The sequence below is a fragment of the Noviherbaspirillum denitrificans genome, assembly GCF_002211445.1.
GTDB classification, from domain to species: domain Bacteria; phylum Pseudomonadota; class Gammaproteobacteria; order Burkholderiales; family Burkholderiaceae_D; genus Noviherbaspirillum; species Noviherbaspirillum denitrificans.
This window is the reverse complement of sequence record NZ_LSTO01000001.1, coordinates 1,025,121-1,042,656: the sequence shown is the minus strand read 5'-3', so window position 1 is coordinate 1,042,656 and position 17,536 is coordinate 1,025,121. Positions and strand designations below refer to the sequence as shown.

Sequence of the window (17,536 nt, the reverse complement as noted above, 5' to 3'; positions counted from 1 at the left end):
GGTTTCCAGGTCTTTCACATGCTTGCTGATGGTCGAAATGCCGATATTCAGCTCCAGCTCGGCGGCGGCCATCCCGCCGCAATCGACCACGCTCTTGAACACCCGGAGCAGGCGCATGTCCGTATCGCTGAGCTGACCGAGGATTGCACGTCTTTTTACTTGCATAAATATTCAAGTAAACATTGATATTTGAGTATTCATGATAGTAACACGCAGGTTCACAATAGCCCTGTTCAACCAACAAGATCGACTGGAGCAGACATGGACTACACGAACCCGGAATGGCTGGAAGCGCACTGGATGCCCTTTACCGGCAACCGCAATTTCAAGGCCTCGCCGCGCATGATCACCGGCGCGTCCGGCGCGTATTACACGGACAGCGACGGCCGCAAGGTGTTTGACGGCCTGTCGGGCCTCTGGTGCAGCGGCCTCGGCCACGGCCGTTCCGAGATCACGGAAGCGGCGCGCAAGCAACTCGCCACGCTCGACTACTCGCCCGCCTTCCAGCACGGCCATCCGATGTCCTTCGAACTCGCCAACCGGATCAAGGAACTGGTGCCGGCCGGGCTCGACTATGTGTTCTTTACCGGCTCCGGTTCCGAGTCCGCCGACACCTCCCTGAAGATGGCACGTGCCTACTGGCGCGCCAAGGGCCAGGCAAGCAAGACCCGCCTGATCGGCCGCGAGAAGGGCTACCACGGCGTCAACTTCGGCGGCATCTCCGTCGGTGGCATCGTCGGCAACCGCAAAACCTTCGGCCAGGCCGTGGAAGCGGACCACTTGCCGCACACCATGCTGCCGCAAAATGCATTCACCCGCGGCATGCCCGAAACCGGCGCGGAACTCGCCGACCAGCTGCTCAACCTGATCGCGCTGCATGACGCGTCCAACATCGCGGCTGTCATCGTCGAGCCCTTCTCCGGTTCCGCCGGCGTCATCATTCCGCCCAAGGGCTACCTCAAGCGCCTGCGCGAAATCTGCACGCAGAACAACATCCTGCTGATCTTCGATGAAGTGATCACCGGTTTCGGCCGTTCCGGCGCAATGACCGGCGCCGAAGCCTTCGACGTCACGCCGGACATCATGAACGTCGCCAAGCAGGTGACCAATGGCGCCCAGCCGCTGGGCGCAGTGATCGCGAAGAAGGAAATCTACGACACCTTCATGCAAACCGGCGGCCCCGAGTACATGCTGGAATTCCCGCACGGCTACACGTACTCTGCCCATCCGGTCGCCTGCGCCGTGGGCGTAGCCGCGCTCGATATCCTCGTGAAGGAGAACATGATCCAGCGCGTGCGTGAACTGGCGCCGCATTTCGAGAATGCCGTGCACAGCCTCAAGGGCAGCAAGCACGTGGTCGACATCCGCAATTACGGTCTCGCCGCCGGCCTGACGATTGCCGCCGCACCGGGCGAACCCGCGAAGCGCCCGTACGAGATCGCGATGAAGTGCTGGAAGAAGGGCTTCTATGTCCGCTACGGCGGCGACACCATCCAGCTTGCCCCGCCCTTCATCTCCACGCGCGAAGAAATCGACCTGCTGATCAACGCGCTCGGCGACGCCATCAACGAAACCGCTTAATACAAAAAAGGAATGTTCATGACCAGCGTTATCGGCCACTTCATCCACGGCGAACACGTCTCGCGCGGCGAGCGTACTGCTGCCGTCTTCAATCCCGCTACCGGCCTCGCCGAAAAGAAGGTGCGCCTGGCAGATAAGGCGACGGTGGAAGAAGCCATCGCCTCCGCCGAAAAGGCCTACCCCGCCTGGCGCAACACGCCGCCGCTGAAGCGTGCCCGCGTAATGAGCCGCCTCAAGCAACTGCTCGAGGAAAATGCAGACACCATCTGCGCGATGATTACCGCCGAGCACGGCAAGGTGCTGAACGATGCACTGGGCGAACTGCAGCGAGGCATCGAGAACGTCGAATATGCCAGCTATGCACCCGAGCTGCTCAAGGGCGAGCACAGCAAGAACGTCGGACCGGCGATCGATTCGTGGAGCGAATTCCAGCCGCTGGGCGTAACCGCCGGCATCACGCCGTTCAACTTCCCCGCGATGGTGCCGCTGTGGATGTGGCCGATGGCAGTCGCCTGCGGCAACACCTTCGTGCTGAAGCCCTCCGAACGCGATCCGTCCGCCTCCATCTTCATCGCTGAACTGGCGCTGCAAGCTGGCCTGCCGCCGGGCGTGCTGAATGTCGTCAACGGCGACAAGGAATCGGTCGACACCCTCCTCGCCGACCCGCGCGTGCAGGCAGTCAGCTTCGTCGGCTCGACGCCGATCGCGCAGTACGTGTATGCAACCGGCACCGCGCACGGCAAGCGCGTGCAGGCGCTGGGTGGCGCGAAGAACCACGCGGTCGTGATGCCCGACGCCGATATCAACAATGCGGTTAATGCACTCATGGGCGCAGCCTACGGCTCCTGTGGCGAACGCTGCATGGCAGTGCCGCTGGTGGTGGCCATCGGCGATGCAACGGCCGAAGCCGTCATCGCCGGCCTGAAGGCCGAGATCGCGAAGATGAAGGTCGGCCCGGGCACCGACACCGGCAATGACATGGGTCCGCTCGTGACGCGCGAGCACTTCGAGAAGGTCAAGGGCTACGTGGACATCGGCGTGGCCGAAGGCGCCACCCTGCTGGTCGACGGCCGCACGCTCGACGTGCGCGATGCGAATGGCGAGCGCAGCAACGGCTACTTCCTCGGCCCCTGCCTGTTCGACAATGTGAAGCCAGGCATGCGCATTTACCAGGAAGAGATCTTCGGGCCGGTGCTCGGCGTGGTTCGCGTTGCTTCGCTGGAAGAAGCGATGAACCTGATCAACGCGCACGAATACGGCAACGGTACCTGCATCTTCACGCGCGACGGTGAAGCGGCACGCCACTTCTGCGACAACATCCTCGTTGGCATGGTGGGCGTCAACGTACCGCTTCCGGTCCCGGTGGCTTACCACTCCTTCGGCGGCTGGAAGCGCTCGCTGTTCGGCGACCTGCATGCCTACGGCCCGGATGCGGTGCGTTTCTATACCCGCCGCAAGACCATCACGCAGCGCTGGCCGGCATCGAACGACCCGGGCCGCGCGATGTTCAGCTTCCCGTCGAGCCGGTAATCCCCGTTGCGGTATGATTCCCGTCTTACCGCAACCGGATTTCCGACTTCATGAAGCTCGCCACCTGGAACGTCAATTCCCTCAAGGTCCGCCTGCCGCAGGTATTGCAATGGCTGGCGGACAATCCCATCGACATCCTCTGCCTGCAGGAAACCAAGCTCACCGACGACAAGTTCCCGGTTGCCGAGATCGAGGCAGCCGGTTACCAGGTCGTCTTCACAGGGCAAAAGACCTATAACGGTGTCGCCATCCTGTCCAAGCATCCGATGAGCGAGGTCGTGAGGAACAATCCGCGCTTTGAAGACGAGCAGCAGCGCATCATTGCCGCCACCATCGAAGGCATGCGCGTGGTCTGCGCGTATATCCCGAACGGGCAGGCGGTCGGCTCGGACAAGTACCAGTACAAGCTGAAGTGGCTCGACGCGCTGCACGACTGGCTGGCGGATGAGTTGAAGACGCACGACAACCTTGCGTTGCTCGGCGACTACAACATCGCGCCGGAAGACCGCGATGTGCACGACCCGAAAGCATGGGAAGGACAGGTGCTGGTGTCGGATGCTGAGCGCGCGGAGTTCCGGCGCCTGCTCGATCTCGGCTTCAAGGATGCGTTCCGGTTATTTGAACAGCCGGAGAAACTGTTCAGCTGGTGGGACTACCGGATGATGGGATTCCGGCGCAATGCCGGGCTGCGGATCGACCATGTGCTGCTGTCGCCTGCGCTGGCGGCGCGCTGCAAGGAATGCGTGATCGACAAGGTGCCGCGGAAGTGGGAACAGCCGTCGGATCATACGCCGGTGGTGGCGACGATCGAGTAACTCCCCGCTCCCGCAGGCGGGAGAGGGGAGCGAATATCACACCGTCAATGCTGTCTTGATCTGCTGCAGCGACGTCGGATCTTCGATCGTCGTCAGATCCCCCGGATCGCGCCCTTCGCAAATCGCCTGGATCGAACGGCGCAACAGCTTGCCAGAACGTGTCTTCGGCAGCAGGCTGACGAAGTGCACGCGCGCCGGACGCGCAACCGCGCCCAGTTGCTTGTCCACCACCGCCATCACTTCCGCTTCCAGCGCCTTGCGGCCATCGGGAGTCGATGCCGGTTCAGCATTCTTCAGGATGGCGAAGGCCACCGCGACCTGTCCCTTGAGCTTGTCCTCGACACCGACCACGGCCACTTCGGACACATTCGGATGGCTGGAGATGCTTTCCTCGATCTCGCGCGTGCCGAGACGGTGGCCGGCGACGTTGATCACGTCGTCGGTACGGCCGAGGATGAAGTAGTAGCCTTCGTTATCGCGGATGCCCCAGTCGAAGGTCGAATACATCGGCTGCTTGAAGTTGGACCAGTAGGTCTTCACGAAGCGCTCGTCGTCGCCGAACACGGTTTGCATGCAGCCGGGAGGCAGCGGGCCGCCGATCACGACCACGCCCTTTTCGTTGGCGCCACACTCCTCGCCGGTAGATTCATTGAGAATCTTGACGTTATAGCCGTACATCGGCACGCCGGGGCTGCCAAGGCGAGTCGGAGTATTCTCGACGCCGCGTGCCACCGACATGATCGGCCAGCCGGTTTCGGTCTGCCAGTAGTTGTCGATGATGGGCACGCCGAGTTCCGACGAAATCCATTGCGAGGTCGGCTCGTCCAGCGGTTCGCCTGCAAGATAGAGCGCTTTCAACGAGGACAGGTCGTATTTTTTCATGAACTCCGGCGGCTGCTTCTTCAGCACGCGCACCGCGGTCGGCGCGGAGAACATGCGCGTGACCTTGTACTTCTCGACGATGCTCCACCAGATGCCGGCATCGGGACGGATCGGCAAGCCTTCATACATGATGGTCGCCATGCCGGCGATCAGCGGACCGTAGACGATGTAGGAGTGGCCCACCACCCAGCCGATGTCGGAGGTCGAGAAATAGGTTTCTCCCGGATTGCCGCAGAAGATGTACTTCATCGATGCAGCCAGCGCGACTGCGTAGCCGCCGACATCGCGCTGCACGCCCTTCGGCTTGCCGGTCGTGCCGGAGGTGTAGAGGATGTAGGACATCTCGTTTGATTCGAGCCACTCGACCGGGACTTCCGCCTTCAGGTTCTGTTCGCGCAGCGTCGCGTAATCGACGTCACGCCCTGCAACGAGGTCCATCGGGACCAGGCCGCGGTTGACGAGCAGCACATGCGCGGGCTTGTGCTCGGCGAGGTTGATCGCTTCATCGAGCAGCGGCTTGTAGGGCACTGCCTTGCCGCCGCGCGAACCGGCGTCTGCAGACACAATGAGCTTCGGCTTCGCATCGTCGATACGGGTGGCTAGGCTGTTGGATGCAAAGCCGCCAAACACCACCGAGTGCACCGCACCGATCCGTGCACAGGCCAGCATCGCAAACGCCGCTTCCGCGATCATCGGCATGTAGATCAGCACACGATCACCCTTGCCCACGCCGAGCGATTGCATCATCGCCGCGGTGCGCATCACTTCCGACTGCAATTCCTTGAAGCTGTAGACCTTCTCGCTGTCCGTCTCGGTGGAGATCGCGATCAACGCAGGCTTGTCGCCCTGCTTGTCCGCCCAGCGGTCGACTGCGTTGTGGCAGAGGTTGGTCTTGCCGCCGACGAACCATTTCGTGAAGGGTGGTTTGCTGTAGTCGAGCACCTGCTTGTAGGGCTCTTTCCAGTCGATGAGTTTGGCTTCGTTGTCCCAGAATGCCTGGGGATTTTCGATGGAATTCTTGTAGAAGTCTGCGAAGTTCATGTTGCCCCCGAATCAGATTGGATGCGTGCGATGGTGACGTGCACGTGGAATGATTTTTTATAGTGTTTCAGTATGCGCAGCGCGACTTACTCTGCACTTACGATGCGCCGGAAACTGCGTAAAAAAAGCGCATCGACAAATCTGTCTCTGCGCTTTTTTTTGAACATGCATTGCTGCTTAGAATGCGTCGCCGGGAACGCGTACCCAGCCTTCCATCAGGATGCGCGCACTGCGGCTCATGATGGCTTTGGTGACGCGCCATTCGCCATCGACCTTGGCTGCCTCCGCACCGACACGCAAGGTGCCGGAAGGATGGCCGAAGCGCACGGCGTTGCGTTCGCCGCCGCCGGCAGCGATATTCACGAGCGTGCCGGGGATTGCGGCAGCAGTGCCGATCGCCACTGCAGCCGTGCCCATCATCGCGTGGTGCAGCTTGCCCATGGAGAGCGCGCGCACCAGCAGGTCGACGTCGCCGGCGGCGACCGTCTTGCCGCTCGAAGACACGTAATCCTTCGGCTTCGCGACGAATGCAATCTTGGGCGTGTGCTGGCGAGTTGCGGCTTCTTCCGGGCTCTTGATGAGGCCCATGCGCAGCGCGCCGGCCACGCGGATCTTTTCGAACTTCGCCAAGGCGGCTGCATCCGTGTTGATCTGCTCGCGCAGTTCGGTGCCGGTGTAGCCGATCTCTTCCGCGTTCACGAATACGGTTGGTATACCTGCGGAGATCATGGTGGCTTTCAGCGTGCCGATGCCGGGCACCTCGAGGTCATCCACCAGGTTACCAGTCGGGAACATCGAGCCGCCCTCTTCCGCATCGTCGGACGGGTCCATGAACTCCAGCACGATTTCCGCAGCCGGGAAAGTCACACCGTCCAGTTCGAAATCACCGGTTTCCTGCACCTGGCCATTGGTGACCGGCACGTGCGCGATGATGGTTTTCTTGATGTTGGCCTGCCAGATGCGAACAACACAGGTGCCGTTCTCCGGAATGCGCGAAGGATCGACGAGACCTGCGTGAATCGCGAATGCGCCTGCTGCCGTGGAGAGATTGCCGCAGTTGCCGCTCCAGTCAACGAAGGCCTTGTCGATGGAGATCTGGCCATAGAGATAGTTGACGTCGTGGCCGGGCACGTCGCTCTTGGAGAGGATCACGCATTTTGACGTGGACGACGTCGCGCCGCCCATGCCGTCGATGTGCGCCGAATACGGGTCAGGGCTGCCGATCACGCGCATGAAGAGATTGTCGCGCGCCTTGCCCGGCACCTGGCAGCGCTCGGGCAAATCCTGCAGGCGGAAAAACACGCCTTTGCTGGTGCCGCCACGGATGTAGGTGGCGGGGATTTTGATTTGGGGTACGTGTGCCATGTATGTTGTCCGGTAAAGGATCGTAGGGTGGGTAGAGCGCAGCGAAACCCACCGTGTGCTTCTGTGCATCGAATGGTGGGTTTCGCTTCGCTCTACCCACCCTACTTGCTTACGCCGCCTTCGCGTCCGACGCCGCCAGGAAGTCCTTCGCGAAACGCTGCAGCACGCCGCCCGCTTCGTAGACAGACACTTCCTCCGCGGTATCGAGACGGCAAGTCACCGGCACTTCCACACGTTCGCCATTCTTGCGGGTGATCACAAGCGTGAGGTCCGCACGCGGCTTGAGCGCGCCGACGACGTCATAGGTCTCGGTGCCGTCGATGTTCAGCGTCAGGCGGGTCGTGCCCGGCTTGAACTCCAGCGGCAGCACGCCCATGCCGATCAGGTTGGTGCGGTGGATGCGCTCGAAGCCTTCGGCCGCGATCGCTTCCACGCCGGCGAGGCGCACGCCCTTGGCTGCCCAGTCACGCGACGAACCCTGGCCGTAATCGGCGCCGGCGATGATGATCAGCGGCTGCTTGCGCTCCATGTAGGTTTCTATGGCTTCCCACATGCGCATGACCTTGCCTTCCGGCTCGACGCGGGCCAGCGAGCCCTTCTTGACCTTGCCATCGACCACGGCCATTTCGTTGACCAGCTGCGGATTCGCGAAGGTCGCGCGTTGCGCGGTCAGGTGGTCGCCGCGGTGCGTCGCGTAGGAGTTGAAGTCCTCCTCCGGCAAGCCCATCTTCGCGAGGTATTCGCCTGCTGCGGAATCCAGCAGGATGGCGTTGGACGGCGACAGGTGGTCGGTCGTGATGTTGTCCGGCAAGACCGCCAGCGGACGCATGCCCTTCAGCGTGCGCTCGCCTGCCAGCGCGCCTTCCCAGTACGGCGGACGGCGGATGTAGGTCGATTGCGGGCGCCAGTTGTACAGCGGGGTGATCTTTTCACCGGAAGCTGCACGCTTCTCGAACATCGGGATGTAGACCTTGTTGAACTGCTCCGGCTTCACGCTGGCGTTGACGATGGCGTCGATCTCTTCGTCGCTCGGCCACAGGTCCTTCAACAGGATCGGTTTGCCGTTGGCATCGGTGCCGAAGGAATCGCGCTCGATGTCGAAACGCACGGTACCGGCCAGCGCGTAAGCGACGACCAGCGGCGGCGAGGCCAGGAACGCCTGCTTTGCGTACGGATGGATACGGCCATCGAAGTTACGGTTGCCCGACAACACGGCGGTGGCGTACAGGTCGCGGTCGATGATCTCTTGCTGGATCTTGGGATCCAGCGCACCCGACATGCCGTTGCAGGTGGTGCAGGCGAAGGCGACGATGCCGAAGCCGAGCTTTTCCAGGTCGCCCTTCAGGCCAGCTTCTTCCAGGTACAGTTCGACGGCCTTGGAGCCGGGAGCCAGCGAGGACTTCACCCACGGCTTGCGGGTCAGGCCCAGCTTGTTCGCGTTTCGTGCCAGCAGGGCGGCGGCAATCACGTTACGCGGGTTGGAGGTGTTGGTGCAGCTGGTGATAGCAGCAATGATCACTGCGCCGTCCGGCATCTGGCCCGGGGTTTCTTCCCACTTGCCGGCGATGCCCTTGGCAGCCAGGTCGGTCGTCGCCACGCGTGCATGCGGGTTGGACGGGCCTGCCATGTTGCGCACTACGGTCGACAGGTCGAACTTCAGCACGCGCTCGTACTGTGCGTTCTGCAGGCTGTCGGACCACAGGCCTGCGACCTTCGCATAGGTCTCGACCAGTTTCACCTGTTCTTCGGTGCGGCCCGTGAGCATCAGGTAATCGAGCGTGTGCTGGTCGATGGAGAACATCGCCGCGGTCGCGCCGTATTCCGGCGCCATGTTGGAGATGGTTGCACGGTCGCCCAGCGTCAGCGACTTCGCGCCTTCGCCGTAGAACTCGAGGTAGGAGCCGACCACCTTCGACTTGCGCAGGAACTCGGTCAGCGCGAGCACGATATCGGTCGCGGTGATCCCCGGCTGACGCTTGCCGGACAGTTCGACGCCGACGATTTCCGGCAGGCGCATCCAGGAGGCGCGGCCCAGCATGACGTTCTCGGCTTCGAGGCCGCCCACGCCAATCGCGATCACGCCCAGCGCGTCAACGTGCGGAGTGTGGCTGTCGGTGCCGACGCAGGTGTCGGGGAAGGCGACGCCGTCGATGGCGTGAATCACCGGCGACATCTTTTCCAGGTTGATCTGGTGCATGATGCCGTTACCGGCCGGGATCACGTCGACGTTCTTGAACGCTTCCTTGGTCCACTCGATGAAGTGGAAACGGTCTTCGTTGCGGCGATCCTCGATCGCGCGGTTCTTGGCGAATGCGTCCGGGTCGAAGCCGCCGCATTCGACGGCGAGCGAGTGGTCGACGATCAGCTGCACCGGCACGACCGGATTGACCTTGGCCGGGTCGCCGCCCTGGTCGGCGATTGCGTCACGCAGGCCCGCGAGGTCAACCAGCGCGGTCTGGCCGAGGATGTCGTGGCAGACGACACGTGCCGGGAACCACGGGAAGTCGCGCTCGCGCTTGACTTCGATGATCTGCTTCAGGCATTCCGTAAGGATGGCGGGTTCGCATTTGCGCACCAGGTTTTCGGCATGCACGCGCGAGGTGTAGGGCAGCTTTTCCCAGGCGCCCGGCTGGATCGCTTCGACCGCTGCGCGCGCGTCGTAGTAGTCCAGCTTGGTGCCCGGCAGGGGTTTGCGGTAGGCGGTATTCATGAGTGTGCGGATAGGTAGTGTTAAGGTAAGAAAGCCCGTCATGCGGACGGGCTTTCATCGCTGTTACTTGCGGTCCTTGATCGGCACGAATTTGAGATCTTCCGGGCCGACATAGTTCGCGCTCGGGCGGATGATCTTGTTGTCGATGCGCTGCTCGATGATGTGCGCAGACCAGCCGGAGGTACGCGCAATCACGAACAGCGGCGTGAACATCGCGGTCGGCACGCCCATCATGTGATACGACACGGCGGAGAACCAGTCGAGGTTCGGGAACATCTTCTTGATTTCCCACATCACGGTTTCGAGGCGCTCGGCGATGTCGAACATCTTCATCGAGCCGGCATCGTCGGACAGCGTGCGTGCGACTTCCTTGATGACCTTGTTGCGCGGGTCGGACACGGTGTAGACCGGGTGGCCGAAACCGATCACGACTTCCTTGTTCTCGACGCGGCGGCGGATGTCGGCTTCCGCTTCATCCGGGTTGTCGTAGCGCTTCTGGATTTCGAAGGCGACTTCGTTTGCGCCGCCGTGCTTCGGACCGCGCAGCGCGCCGATTGCGCCGGTGATGGCGGAGTACATGTCGGAGCCCGTGCCGGCGATCACGCGGCCGGTGAAGGTGGAGGCGTTGAACTCGTGCTCTGCGTACAGGATCAGCGAGGTGTGCATCGCCTTGACCCACAGCTCGGACGGCTTCTGGCCGTGCAGCAGGTGCAGGAAGTGGCCGCCGATGGAGTCGTCGTCGGTTTCGACTTCGATGCGCTTGCCGTTGTGGCTGAAGTGGTACCAGTACAGCAACATGGAACCGAGCGAAGCCATCAGCTTGTCGGCGATGTCGCGCGCGCCGGGGGTGTTGTGGTCATCCTTCTCGGGCAGCACGCAGCCGAGCGCGGAGACGCCGGAACGCATTACGTCCATCGGATGCGAAGCTGCGGGCAGCGATTCCAGCACCGCCTTCACTTGCGACGGCAGGCCGCGCAATGCCTTGAGCTTGGCCTTGTAGGCCTTCAGTTCGGCGGTGGTCGGCAGCTTGCCGTGCACCAGCAGGTGGGCAATTTCTTCGAATTCGCAGGTGTCGGCGACGTCCAGGATGTCGTAGCCGCGATAGTGGAGGTCATTGCCGGTACGGCCGACGGTACACAGTGCGGTATTGCCGGCGGTCACGCCGGACAGGGCAACGGATTTCTTGGGCTTGAAGCCTGCAGCTTGTTGATCACTCATCTGTATCTCCGGGAAAAATTACTTGGCTTTTTGTTGTGCGAACAGGGCGTCGAGCTTCTGTTCGAATTCGTGGTAATTGATGCGGTCGTACAGCTCCATGCGGGTCTGCATGGTATCGACCACGTTCTTTTGCGTGCCGTCGCGGCGGATCGCGGTGTAGACGTTTTCCGCAGCCTTGTTCATCGCGCGGAAGGCGGACAGCGGATACAGCACGAGGCCGACGTTGACGCTCTTGAGTTCTTCGACGGTGTACAGCGGGGTCGCGCCGAACTCGGTGATGTTGGCCAGGACCGGCACCTTCAGCGTGTCGGCGAAGATCTTGTACATGTCGAGCTGGGTGATCGCTTCCGGGAACACCATATCGGCGCCGGCTTCGACGCAGGCCTGCGCGCGGTCGAGCGCGGCTTCCAGGCCTTCCACGGCGAGCGCGTCGGTACGGGCCATGATCACGAAGTTTTCGTCGGTGCGCGCATCGACGGCGGCCTTGATGCGGTCGACCATTTCCTGCTTGCTGACGATTTCCTTGTTCGGACGGTGGCCGCAGCGCTTGGCGCCGACCTGGTCTTCGATGTGCATTGCGGCGGCGCCGAACTTGATCATCGACTTGACGGTGCGGGCCACATTGAACGCGGAGGAACCGAAGCCGGTATCGACGTCGACCAGCAGCGGCAGGTCGCACACGTCGGTGATGCGGCGCACGTCGGTCAGGACGTCGTCGAGGCCGGAAATGCCGAGGTCGGGCAGGCCGAGGGAACCGGCCGCCACGCCGCCGCCGGACAGGTAGATCGCGCGGTAGCCGGCGCGCTTGGCCAGCAATGCATGGTTGGCGTTGATCGTGCCCACGACCTGCAGCGGGGATTCTTCTTGTACCGCCTTGCGGAAGGCGGCGCCTGCGGAGTACTGACTCATGTCTTCACCTTGTTGTGGGGAATTGTTGCAACGATTGATACTGGTGCCCTTATTGCAATCCGTGTGCCACGTGGTGAACATGGGAAACGTTCAACGTTAGCGCGATGAAACTCTTTTATTTTCAACGACTTATATAGAATACTGCCTTGGATCAATTACGCCGCAGCGTTTCAAATTGCGTTACAATCGAAACACTGAAACGTTCATGAAACATGAGACTTCCTGCCCGCCCCGCCGCCGACCTGCCCGACAAGCCGATCATCTGGACGGTGTCGATTTCGCGCCTGTCCGACCTGTTCCGAGATATCACCCTTGAATTCGACGACCGCGCGTCGATCGAACCGATCCCGCTCGGTTTCGAGGATGCGGTGCGGCATATCCGCGAGCGGCTGGAAACCGAACGCTGCGACGCTGTCATCGCCGCCGGCTCCAACGCCGCCTACCTGAAGAGCCGACTCTCGCTGCCGGTCGTCATTGCCAAGGCGAGCGGATTCGACGTGATGCAGGCACTGGCGCGCGCCAGGAAGATCACGCCGCACGTCGGCCTCATCACCTACCAGACGCCGATGACCGAGCTGGCGGAATTCCTCGGCACCTTCGATATCGCCATCCCCCAACGCACCTATGTGACGGAAGAAGATGCGCGCGCGCAGATCAATGAGCTGAAGGCGGCCGGCATCAAGGCCATCGTCGGCGCCGGCCTGATCACCGACCTTGCGGAAGAAGCCGGGCTGGCGGGCGTGTTCGTCTATTCGGCGGCGTCGATCCGCCAGGCATTCGAAGACGCGCTGGAAATCGCGCGCTTCACGCAGCTGGAATCGAGTCGCGGCCGTGCGTCCCCGGTGGCCGATACCCTTCGCGCCAAGCACGGCCTCAATGACCTGCGCGGCGATTCGCCGGCCATGCAGTCGGTACGCCATTCGATCGAACTGTTTGCGAAATCTCCAGCGACGGTCCTCATCCAGGGCGAGACCGGCACCGGCAAGGAACTCGCCGCGCAAGCGATCCACCGCGAAAGCCAGCGCGCGCGGCAGCCTTTCCTCGCGGTCAATTGCGGCGCGGTGGCGGAGTCGCTGCTGGAATCGGAGCTGTTCGGCTATGAGGAAGGTGCGTTCACCGGATCACGCCGCGGCGGCCATGCAGGATTGTTCGAGGCGGCCAACCGCGGCACTCTCTTCCTCGACGAGATCGGCGAGATGCCCTTGCAGTTGCAGACGCGCTTGCTGCGCGTGCTGGAAGAGCGGGAAGTCGTTCGCGTAGGCGGCACGCGTCCCGTTCCCGTCAATGTGCGCATCCTCAGCGCCACGCACTGCGACCTCGACCAGCGCGTGAAGGATGGACGCTTCCGCGCCGACCTCTTCTATCGCCTCGGCGTATTGCGCGTGACGCTGCCGCCGCTGCGCGACCGCATCGAAGACCTTGTGGCACTTGCCGAGTGGGGACTGAAGAATGCGCTCGCCTCGCTGGGAGCGCGGCCGCATGCGAACCTGCATGCGGAACTCCTGGCCTGCGCGCCCTTGCTGGGCGGTTATGCGTGGCCGGGGAATGTGCGTGAGTTGCGCAACCTGATGGAGCGCCTGGCGCTCTTTCTGGCAGCGGAACCGCTGCAGGCGCTGACGCCGAGCTTTGTGCTGGCCGTGGCGCCGGAGCTTGCGGCGGCGACGAAACCGGACACGCCCGTTAAACGGCTGCCTGCGCCGCAAACCGAATCAATCCATGAAGTGCTGGCGCGATTCAACGGAAATCGCGAAGCGGCGGCGAAGTATTTGGGCATCAGCCGCACGACATTGTGGAGGAAGTTGAATCAAGGGGTGTAAATAAATTCTAGAACAACGGCTCCCCCAGCCCCTCCTGCTCCAGCGTCCTCCTGACCGCAGGGCGCTCCGCCATCATCCGCAGGAATGCACCAAGATGTTTCCTGTTGCGCGCCGGGTTTTCCATCATGCGCGTCCAACGTGAGAGCATGAACAGGTAAGGATCGACAGCCGACATCTTCGCGCCGCGCAGGTAAGGCCCGCCATTCTCCGCCAGCGTCCGGTCGAGCAGATCGAGCATGCCACCGACATGTGCTTCCGCATGCGCCTTCACCTGTGCAATCGCGTCGTCGTCCTCCGCCCAGCGCTCGGGGTAGAAGTACGTGATCAGCTCCGCCTGCAGCGTATTGGTCAGGTAGACCAGCCACTTGTAGAAATGCGCGCGCTCCTTCGTGCCGACGGCTGGCGCAAACCCGGCCTCGGGGTAGCTGTCAGCCAGGTGCAGGCAGATGGCCGCCGTTTCGAACAGGACAAGACCGCCGTCGACAAGCACCGGAATGCGCCCGTTCGGATTCAGTTTCAGGTAGTCGGCACTATGGTGCGCATCCTTCGTGCGGTCCACCAGCACCAGTTCATAAGGCACGCCCATTTCTTCCAGCAACATGTGCGGCGCCAGGTTTGCATTGCCTGGGTAGTAGTAGAGCTTGAGCATGGGAATTGGCCTAAAATGTCGGTTTGAAGGCCTCCATTATGCAAAATTCCACCCGTCCCGACACACCCTGTGTTGCCGTCTGTTCAACCACCTTCGATGATGTCTGCCGCGGCTGCGGACGCACTGTCGAGGAAGTCGCGCAGTGGGTATTCATGAGCGACGAAGAAAAAGAGCGCGTGTGGGTCAGGATCACGGCCGAGGGTTATCCGCGCCGCAATACCTGAGGCAGGCATGAAAAAAGGGCCGGTAATCACCGGCCCTTCTTCTTTTAGTCATCCTTGGCGCCGTCTATGCCAAGCTCATGGATCTTCCGTGTGATGGTATTGCGGCCGATCCCCAGCCGCACAGCCGCGTCGTTCTTGCGCCCATGGGTGTGCTTCAGCGCGGTCTTGATGAGCGCCGATTCGAACTGCCTTCCCAGTGCATCCATCACCTCCGGCTGTCCGGCCGCAAGCATTTGCGCCGCTTCCGATTCAAGCAGGCTGATCCAGCTTGCCTTCTCGGCCGAACCATTCGGCACGGGCAACGAAGACGAAACCGGCATGGACGTCATCGTCTGCGGGACGAACATGCCAGCGCCGATCGCCGCATTGATGCTTGGTGTTTCCGTAGTGGAGACAAACGCCGGCGGGTGAGGCGCCTGCGGCGCGGCAGGTGTGAATGAAGTCATGGCCGGCGGCGCGAATTCCTGACCGTGGGTCAGGTCGGCGGGCAAGTCCTTGATCTCGACCGTCTGCCCCGGCGCCATCACGGTAATCCAGTTGCACAGGTTCTCGAGCTGGCGCACGTTGCCCGGCAGCTCAAGGCTGGCGAGGAACTGCATTGCGCTGTCGGACATGCGCTTGGCTTCGACGCCGAGCTGCTTGGCGCTCTGCGCGAGGAAATGACGCGTCAGCAGCGGAATGTCCTCGCGCCGCTCGCGCAGGCTGGGCAGGCGCAGGCGGATCACGTTCAGGCGGTGATACAAGTCCTCGCGGAACAGGCCTTCCTTGACCCGCTGTTCGAGGTTCTGGTGCGTGGCCGCGATCACGCGCACATTGGCTTTCAATGGCTGGTGTCCGCCGACGCGGTAGAAATGGCCGTCCGACAGCACGCGTAGCAAGCGCGTCTGCAGGTCGAAGGGCATGTCGCCGATTTCATCGAGGAAGAGCGTGCCGTTCTCGGCCTGCTCGAAGCGGCCGCGCCGCATCGCCTGCGCGCCGGTGAAGGCGCCGCGCTCGTGGCCGAACAGTTCGGATTCGAGCAGGTCCTTCGGTATCGCGGCAGTATTCAGTGCAATGTATGGCTGCGCCGCCCGCGGACTGTGCTTGTGCAGCGCGCGGGCCACGAGTTCCTTGCCGGTACCGGACTCGCCGGTAATCAGCACGGTGACATTCGACTGCGACAGGCGGCCGATTGCGCGGAACACATCCTGCATTGCCGGCGCCTGGCCGAGGATTTCTGGGGTGTCGGCAGCCGTCTGTTCGACATCCGATTCGCGCAAGCTCTCTTCCAGTGCACGGCGGATCAGTTCGACCGCCTTGTCGACATCGAAGGGCTTGGCGAGATATTCAAATGCACCACCCTGGAACGCAGCGACCGCGGAGTCGAGGTCCGAGAAGGCAGTGATCACGATGACCGGCAGGCCAGGGTACCTGGTCTTTACAGACTGAAGCAGTTCGAGCCCGGATTCGCCGGGCATGCGGATATCGGACACGAGGACCTGCGGCACGCTGGTCTGCAGCGCATCCATGACTTCGCGCGCATTGGAGAAGCTCTTGGTAGCGAGGTTCTCTCGGGCCAGTGCCTTTTCGAGTACCCAGCGAATTGATTCGTCGTCGTCAACAATCCAGATTGGCTTCATATTTTTTCAGTATCCCGCGCGTGTGGCAGTGGGTTGAGCCGTCCTCGATCTTGTGGTCAAGGCAGCGGTATCAAAATCCTGAAGTCCGTGCATCCCGGCCTGCTCTCGCATTCGATAACGCCCAGATGCTGCTGCACGAATGTCTGTGCAAGTGTCAGCCCGAGTCCGCTGCCGCCGTCCTTGCCTGATACAAGCGGGTAGAAGATGCGATCGCGGATGTCGGGTGGGATGCCCGGACCATTGTCGATGATATGCAAGTCTAATGCCAGCCTGTAACGCACCTTCGCTAGCGTGACCTGACGTGCCACGCGCGTCTGGAAAGTGATGACCGCATCGCCTGCCTTGATCTGTTCGGACAAGGCCTGTGCCGCGTTATGCGCGATGTTGAGCACGGCCTGGATCAGCTGCTCCTTGTCGCCCCTGAACTCGGGCACCGACAGATCGTAGTCGCGCTTGATCGTCAGTCCCGTCGGGAACTCGGCCACGATGAGGCTGCGCACGCGCTCGCAGACTTCGTGGATGTTGACGTCGCCGACGATGTGCGGCCGGCGGTGTGGCGCCAGCAGGCGGTCCACCAGCGTCTGTAGTCGGTCGGCTTCCTTGATGATGACCTGTGTGTACTCGCGCAATTCCTTGAGGTGGCGCTCGGGCAGTTCGAGCTCCAGCAGCTGTGCAGCGCCGCGAATACCGCCGAGTGGATTCTTGATCTCGTGCGCGAGGTTGCGGATCAGTTCCTTGTTGGCCTGGCTCTGGTCAAGCATTCGCTCTTCGCGGTCGAGCTTGAGCTGCTGCACGTTCTCGCGCAGTTCGATGAGCACCGGCGTCTCCGGATTGTCGAGCGCGGTGACAATCACATGGACCAGCAGCGGTTCGCGGCTCGGACGCTCAAGGGCGAGGTCAAGCCGCTTGTCGGCGAAGCGATGCTGGACCGCTTCCTGGAAGACCTGGTCGAGATGCGCGCCGTTGAGGAAGAGCTTGCTCAGCTTCTGCTGGGACAGCGCCTTGAACGAGCTTTCGAGAAGGTTTTCGGCGGCCGCGTTGGCGTAGGTGATGCGGCTGGCCGCATCAAGGATGACGACCGCCGAAGACAGCAGGTCGAGACCGTCGAATGAAGTATGCGATGTTTTCACGTTGCTCCAGAAATCAAAAGGGCCGCATCAAGCGGCCCTGTCCATG

The 17,536-nt window shown here is 62.1% G+C and carries 14 protein-coding genes; 5 read left to right on the top strand and 9 right to left on the bottom strand.

All coding sequences use genetic code 11. The features are described from left to right. Positions 1-165 (bottom strand): helix-turn-helix domain-containing protein (locus tag AYR66_RS05205; protein ID WP_141104170.1); only part of this gene is annotated, 165 nt, incomplete at its 3' end. A 96-nt stretch (positions 166-261) separates the two neighbouring features. Between AYR66_RS05205 and aptA the strand changes: the two genes are divergently transcribed. Genes aptA through xth form a run of 3 tightly spaced genes read left to right on the top strand, consistent with a single transcriptional unit; the run spans position 262 to position 3,926 of the window. Beyond that, the gene (aptA, locus tag AYR66_RS05200; RefSeq protein ID WP_088706642.1) at positions 262-1,581 is read left to right on the top strand and encodes an omega-aminotransferase AptA; all 1,320 of its coding nucleotides are present in this window, start codon (positions 262-264) and stop codon (positions 1,579-1,581) included. 18 nt (positions 1,582-1,599) lie between these two features. Continuing rightward, positions 1,600-3,111, top strand: a complete 1,512-nt coding sequence (locus tag AYR66_RS05195) for a CoA-acylating methylmalonate-semialdehyde dehydrogenase (RefSeq protein WP_170942070.1) — start codon at positions 1,600-1,602, stop codon at positions 3,109-3,111. Between the two features lie 50 nt (positions 3,112-3,161). Next, complete coding sequence (xth, locus tag AYR66_RS05190) at positions 3,162-3,926, top strand: exodeoxyribonuclease III (protein WP_088706640.1); 765 nt, start codon at positions 3,162-3,164, stop codon at positions 3,924-3,926. A gap of 36 nt (positions 3,927-3,962) precedes the next feature. Here the strand turns inward: xth and AYR66_RS05185 are convergent, their stop codons facing one another. From AYR66_RS05185 to prpB, 5 genes are all read right to left on the bottom strand, one after another. Continuing rightward, positions 3,963-5,849, bottom strand: coding sequence for a propionate--CoA ligase (locus AYR66_RS05185; RefSeq protein ID WP_088706639.1), 1,887 nt, complete (start codon positions 5,847-5,849; stop codon positions 3,963-3,965). A 177-nt stretch (positions 5,850-6,026) separates the two neighbouring features. Continuing rightward, positions 6,027-7,214 carry a 2-methylaconitate cis-trans isomerase PrpF gene (prpF, locus tag AYR66_RS05180; protein WP_088706638.1) on the bottom strand — a complete coding sequence of 396 codons (1,188 nt, stop codon included), beginning with the start codon at positions 7,212-7,214 and terminating at the stop codon, positions 6,027-6,029. 109 nt (positions 7,215-7,323) lie between these two features. Next, positions 7,324-9,924 carry a Fe/S-dependent 2-methylisocitrate dehydratase AcnD gene (gene acnD / locus AYR66_RS05175; RefSeq protein WP_088706637.1) on the bottom strand — a complete coding sequence of 867 codons (2,601 nt, stop codon included), beginning with the start codon at positions 9,922-9,924 and terminating at the stop codon, positions 7,324-7,326. A gap of 63 nt (positions 9,925-9,987) precedes the next feature. Further along, the gene (prpC, locus tag AYR66_RS05170; protein ID WP_088706636.1) at positions 9,988-11,142 is read right to left on the bottom strand and encodes a bifunctional 2-methylcitrate synthase/citrate synthase; all 1,155 of its coding nucleotides are present in this window, start codon (positions 11,140-11,142) and stop codon (positions 9,988-9,990) included. An 18-nt stretch (positions 11,143-11,160) separates the two neighbouring features. Beyond that, positions 11,161-12,051 carry a methylisocitrate lyase gene (gene prpB / locus AYR66_RS05165; protein ID WP_088706635.1) on the bottom strand — a complete coding sequence of 297 codons (891 nt, stop codon included), beginning with the start codon at positions 12,049-12,051 and terminating at the stop codon, positions 11,161-11,163. Positions 12,052-12,263: 212 nt separating this feature from the next. Here prpB and prpR point away from each other — a divergent pair, with 212 nt between their 5' ends. Next, positions 12,264-13,868, top strand: a complete 1,605-nt coding sequence (gene prpR, locus AYR66_RS05160) for a propionate catabolism operon regulatory protein PrpR (RefSeq protein WP_088706634.1) — start codon at positions 12,264-12,266, stop codon at positions 13,866-13,868. A 7-nt stretch (positions 13,869-13,875) separates the two neighbouring features. Here the strand turns inward: prpR and AYR66_RS05155 are convergent, their stop codons facing one another. Next, on the bottom strand, positions 13,876-14,517 hold the full coding sequence (locus AYR66_RS05155; RefSeq protein WP_088706633.1) for a glutathione S-transferase family protein: 642 nt from the start codon (positions 14,515-14,517) through the stop codon (positions 13,876-13,878). A 38-nt stretch (positions 14,518-14,555) separates the two neighbouring features. Here AYR66_RS05155 and AYR66_RS05150 point away from each other — a divergent pair, with 38 nt between their 5' ends. Then, positions 14,556-14,741 (top strand): DUF1289 domain-containing protein, encoded by a 186-nt coding sequence (locus tag AYR66_RS05150; protein ID WP_088706632.1) that lies wholly within the window; start codon positions 14,556-14,558, stop codon positions 14,739-14,741. A gap of 44 nt (positions 14,742-14,785) precedes the next feature. Here AYR66_RS05150 and ntrC read toward each other — a convergent pair whose 3' ends face one another. Continuing rightward, on the bottom strand, positions 14,786-16,360 hold the full coding sequence (gene ntrC, locus AYR66_RS05145) for a nitrogen regulation protein NR(I) (RefSeq protein WP_088706631.1): 1,575 nt from the start codon (positions 16,358-16,360) through the stop codon (positions 14,786-14,788). 56 nt (positions 16,361-16,416) lie between these two features. Further along, positions 16,417-17,490 carry a nitrogen regulation protein NR(II) gene (glnL, locus tag AYR66_RS05140; RefSeq protein WP_088706630.1) on the bottom strand — a complete coding sequence of 358 codons (1,074 nt, stop codon included), beginning with the start codon at positions 17,488-17,490 and terminating at the stop codon, positions 16,417-16,419. Positions 17,491-17,536: the final 46 nt, after the last annotated feature.

What these genes read in the sequence shown, in the direction of transcription:
- aptA (WP_088706642.1), top strand. Translation starts at nt 262, where the DNA reads ATGGACTACACGAACCCGGAATGGCTGGAAGCGCACTGGATGCCCTTT.
- AYR66_RS05195 (WP_170942070.1), top strand. Translation starts at nt 1,600, where the DNA reads ATGACCAGCGTTATCGGCCACTTCATCCACGGCGAACACGTCTCGCGC.
- xth (WP_088706640.1), top strand. Translation starts at nt 3,162, where the DNA reads ATGAAGCTCGCCACCTGGAACGTCAATTCCCTCAAGGTCCGCCTGCCG.
- AYR66_RS05185 (WP_088706639.1), bottom strand. Translation starts at nt 5,849, where the DNA reads ATGAACTTCGCAGACTTCTACAAGAATTCCATCGAAAATCCCCAGGCA.
- prpF (WP_088706638.1), bottom strand. Translation starts at nt 7,214, where the DNA reads ATGGCACACGTACCCCAAATCAAAATCCCCGCCACCTACATCCGTGGC.
- acnD (WP_088706637.1), bottom strand. Translation starts at nt 9,924, where the DNA reads ATGAATACCGCCTACCGCAAACCCCTGCCGGGCACCAAGCTGGACTAC.
- prpC (WP_088706636.1), bottom strand. Translation starts at nt 11,142, where the DNA reads ATGAGTGATCAACAAGCTGCAGGCTTCAAGCCCAAGAAATCCGTTGCC.
- prpB (WP_088706635.1), bottom strand. Translation starts at nt 12,051, where the DNA reads ATGAGTCAGTACTCCGCAGGCGCCGCCTTCCGCAAGGCGGTACAAGAA.
- prpR (WP_088706634.1), top strand. Translation starts at nt 12,264, where the DNA reads ATGAGACTTCCTGCCCGCCCCGCCGCCGACCTGCCCGACAAGCCGATC.
- AYR66_RS05155 (WP_088706633.1), bottom strand. Translation starts at nt 14,517, where the DNA reads ATGCTCAAGCTCTACTACTACCCAGGCAATGCAAACCTGGCGCCGCAC.
- AYR66_RS05150 (WP_088706632.1), top strand. Translation starts at nt 14,556, where the DNA reads ATGCAAAATTCCACCCGTCCCGACACACCCTGTGTTGCCGTCTGTTCA.
- ntrC (WP_088706631.1), bottom strand. Translation starts at nt 16,360, where the DNA reads ATGAAGCCAATCTGGATTGTTGACGACGACGAATCAATTCGCTGGGTA.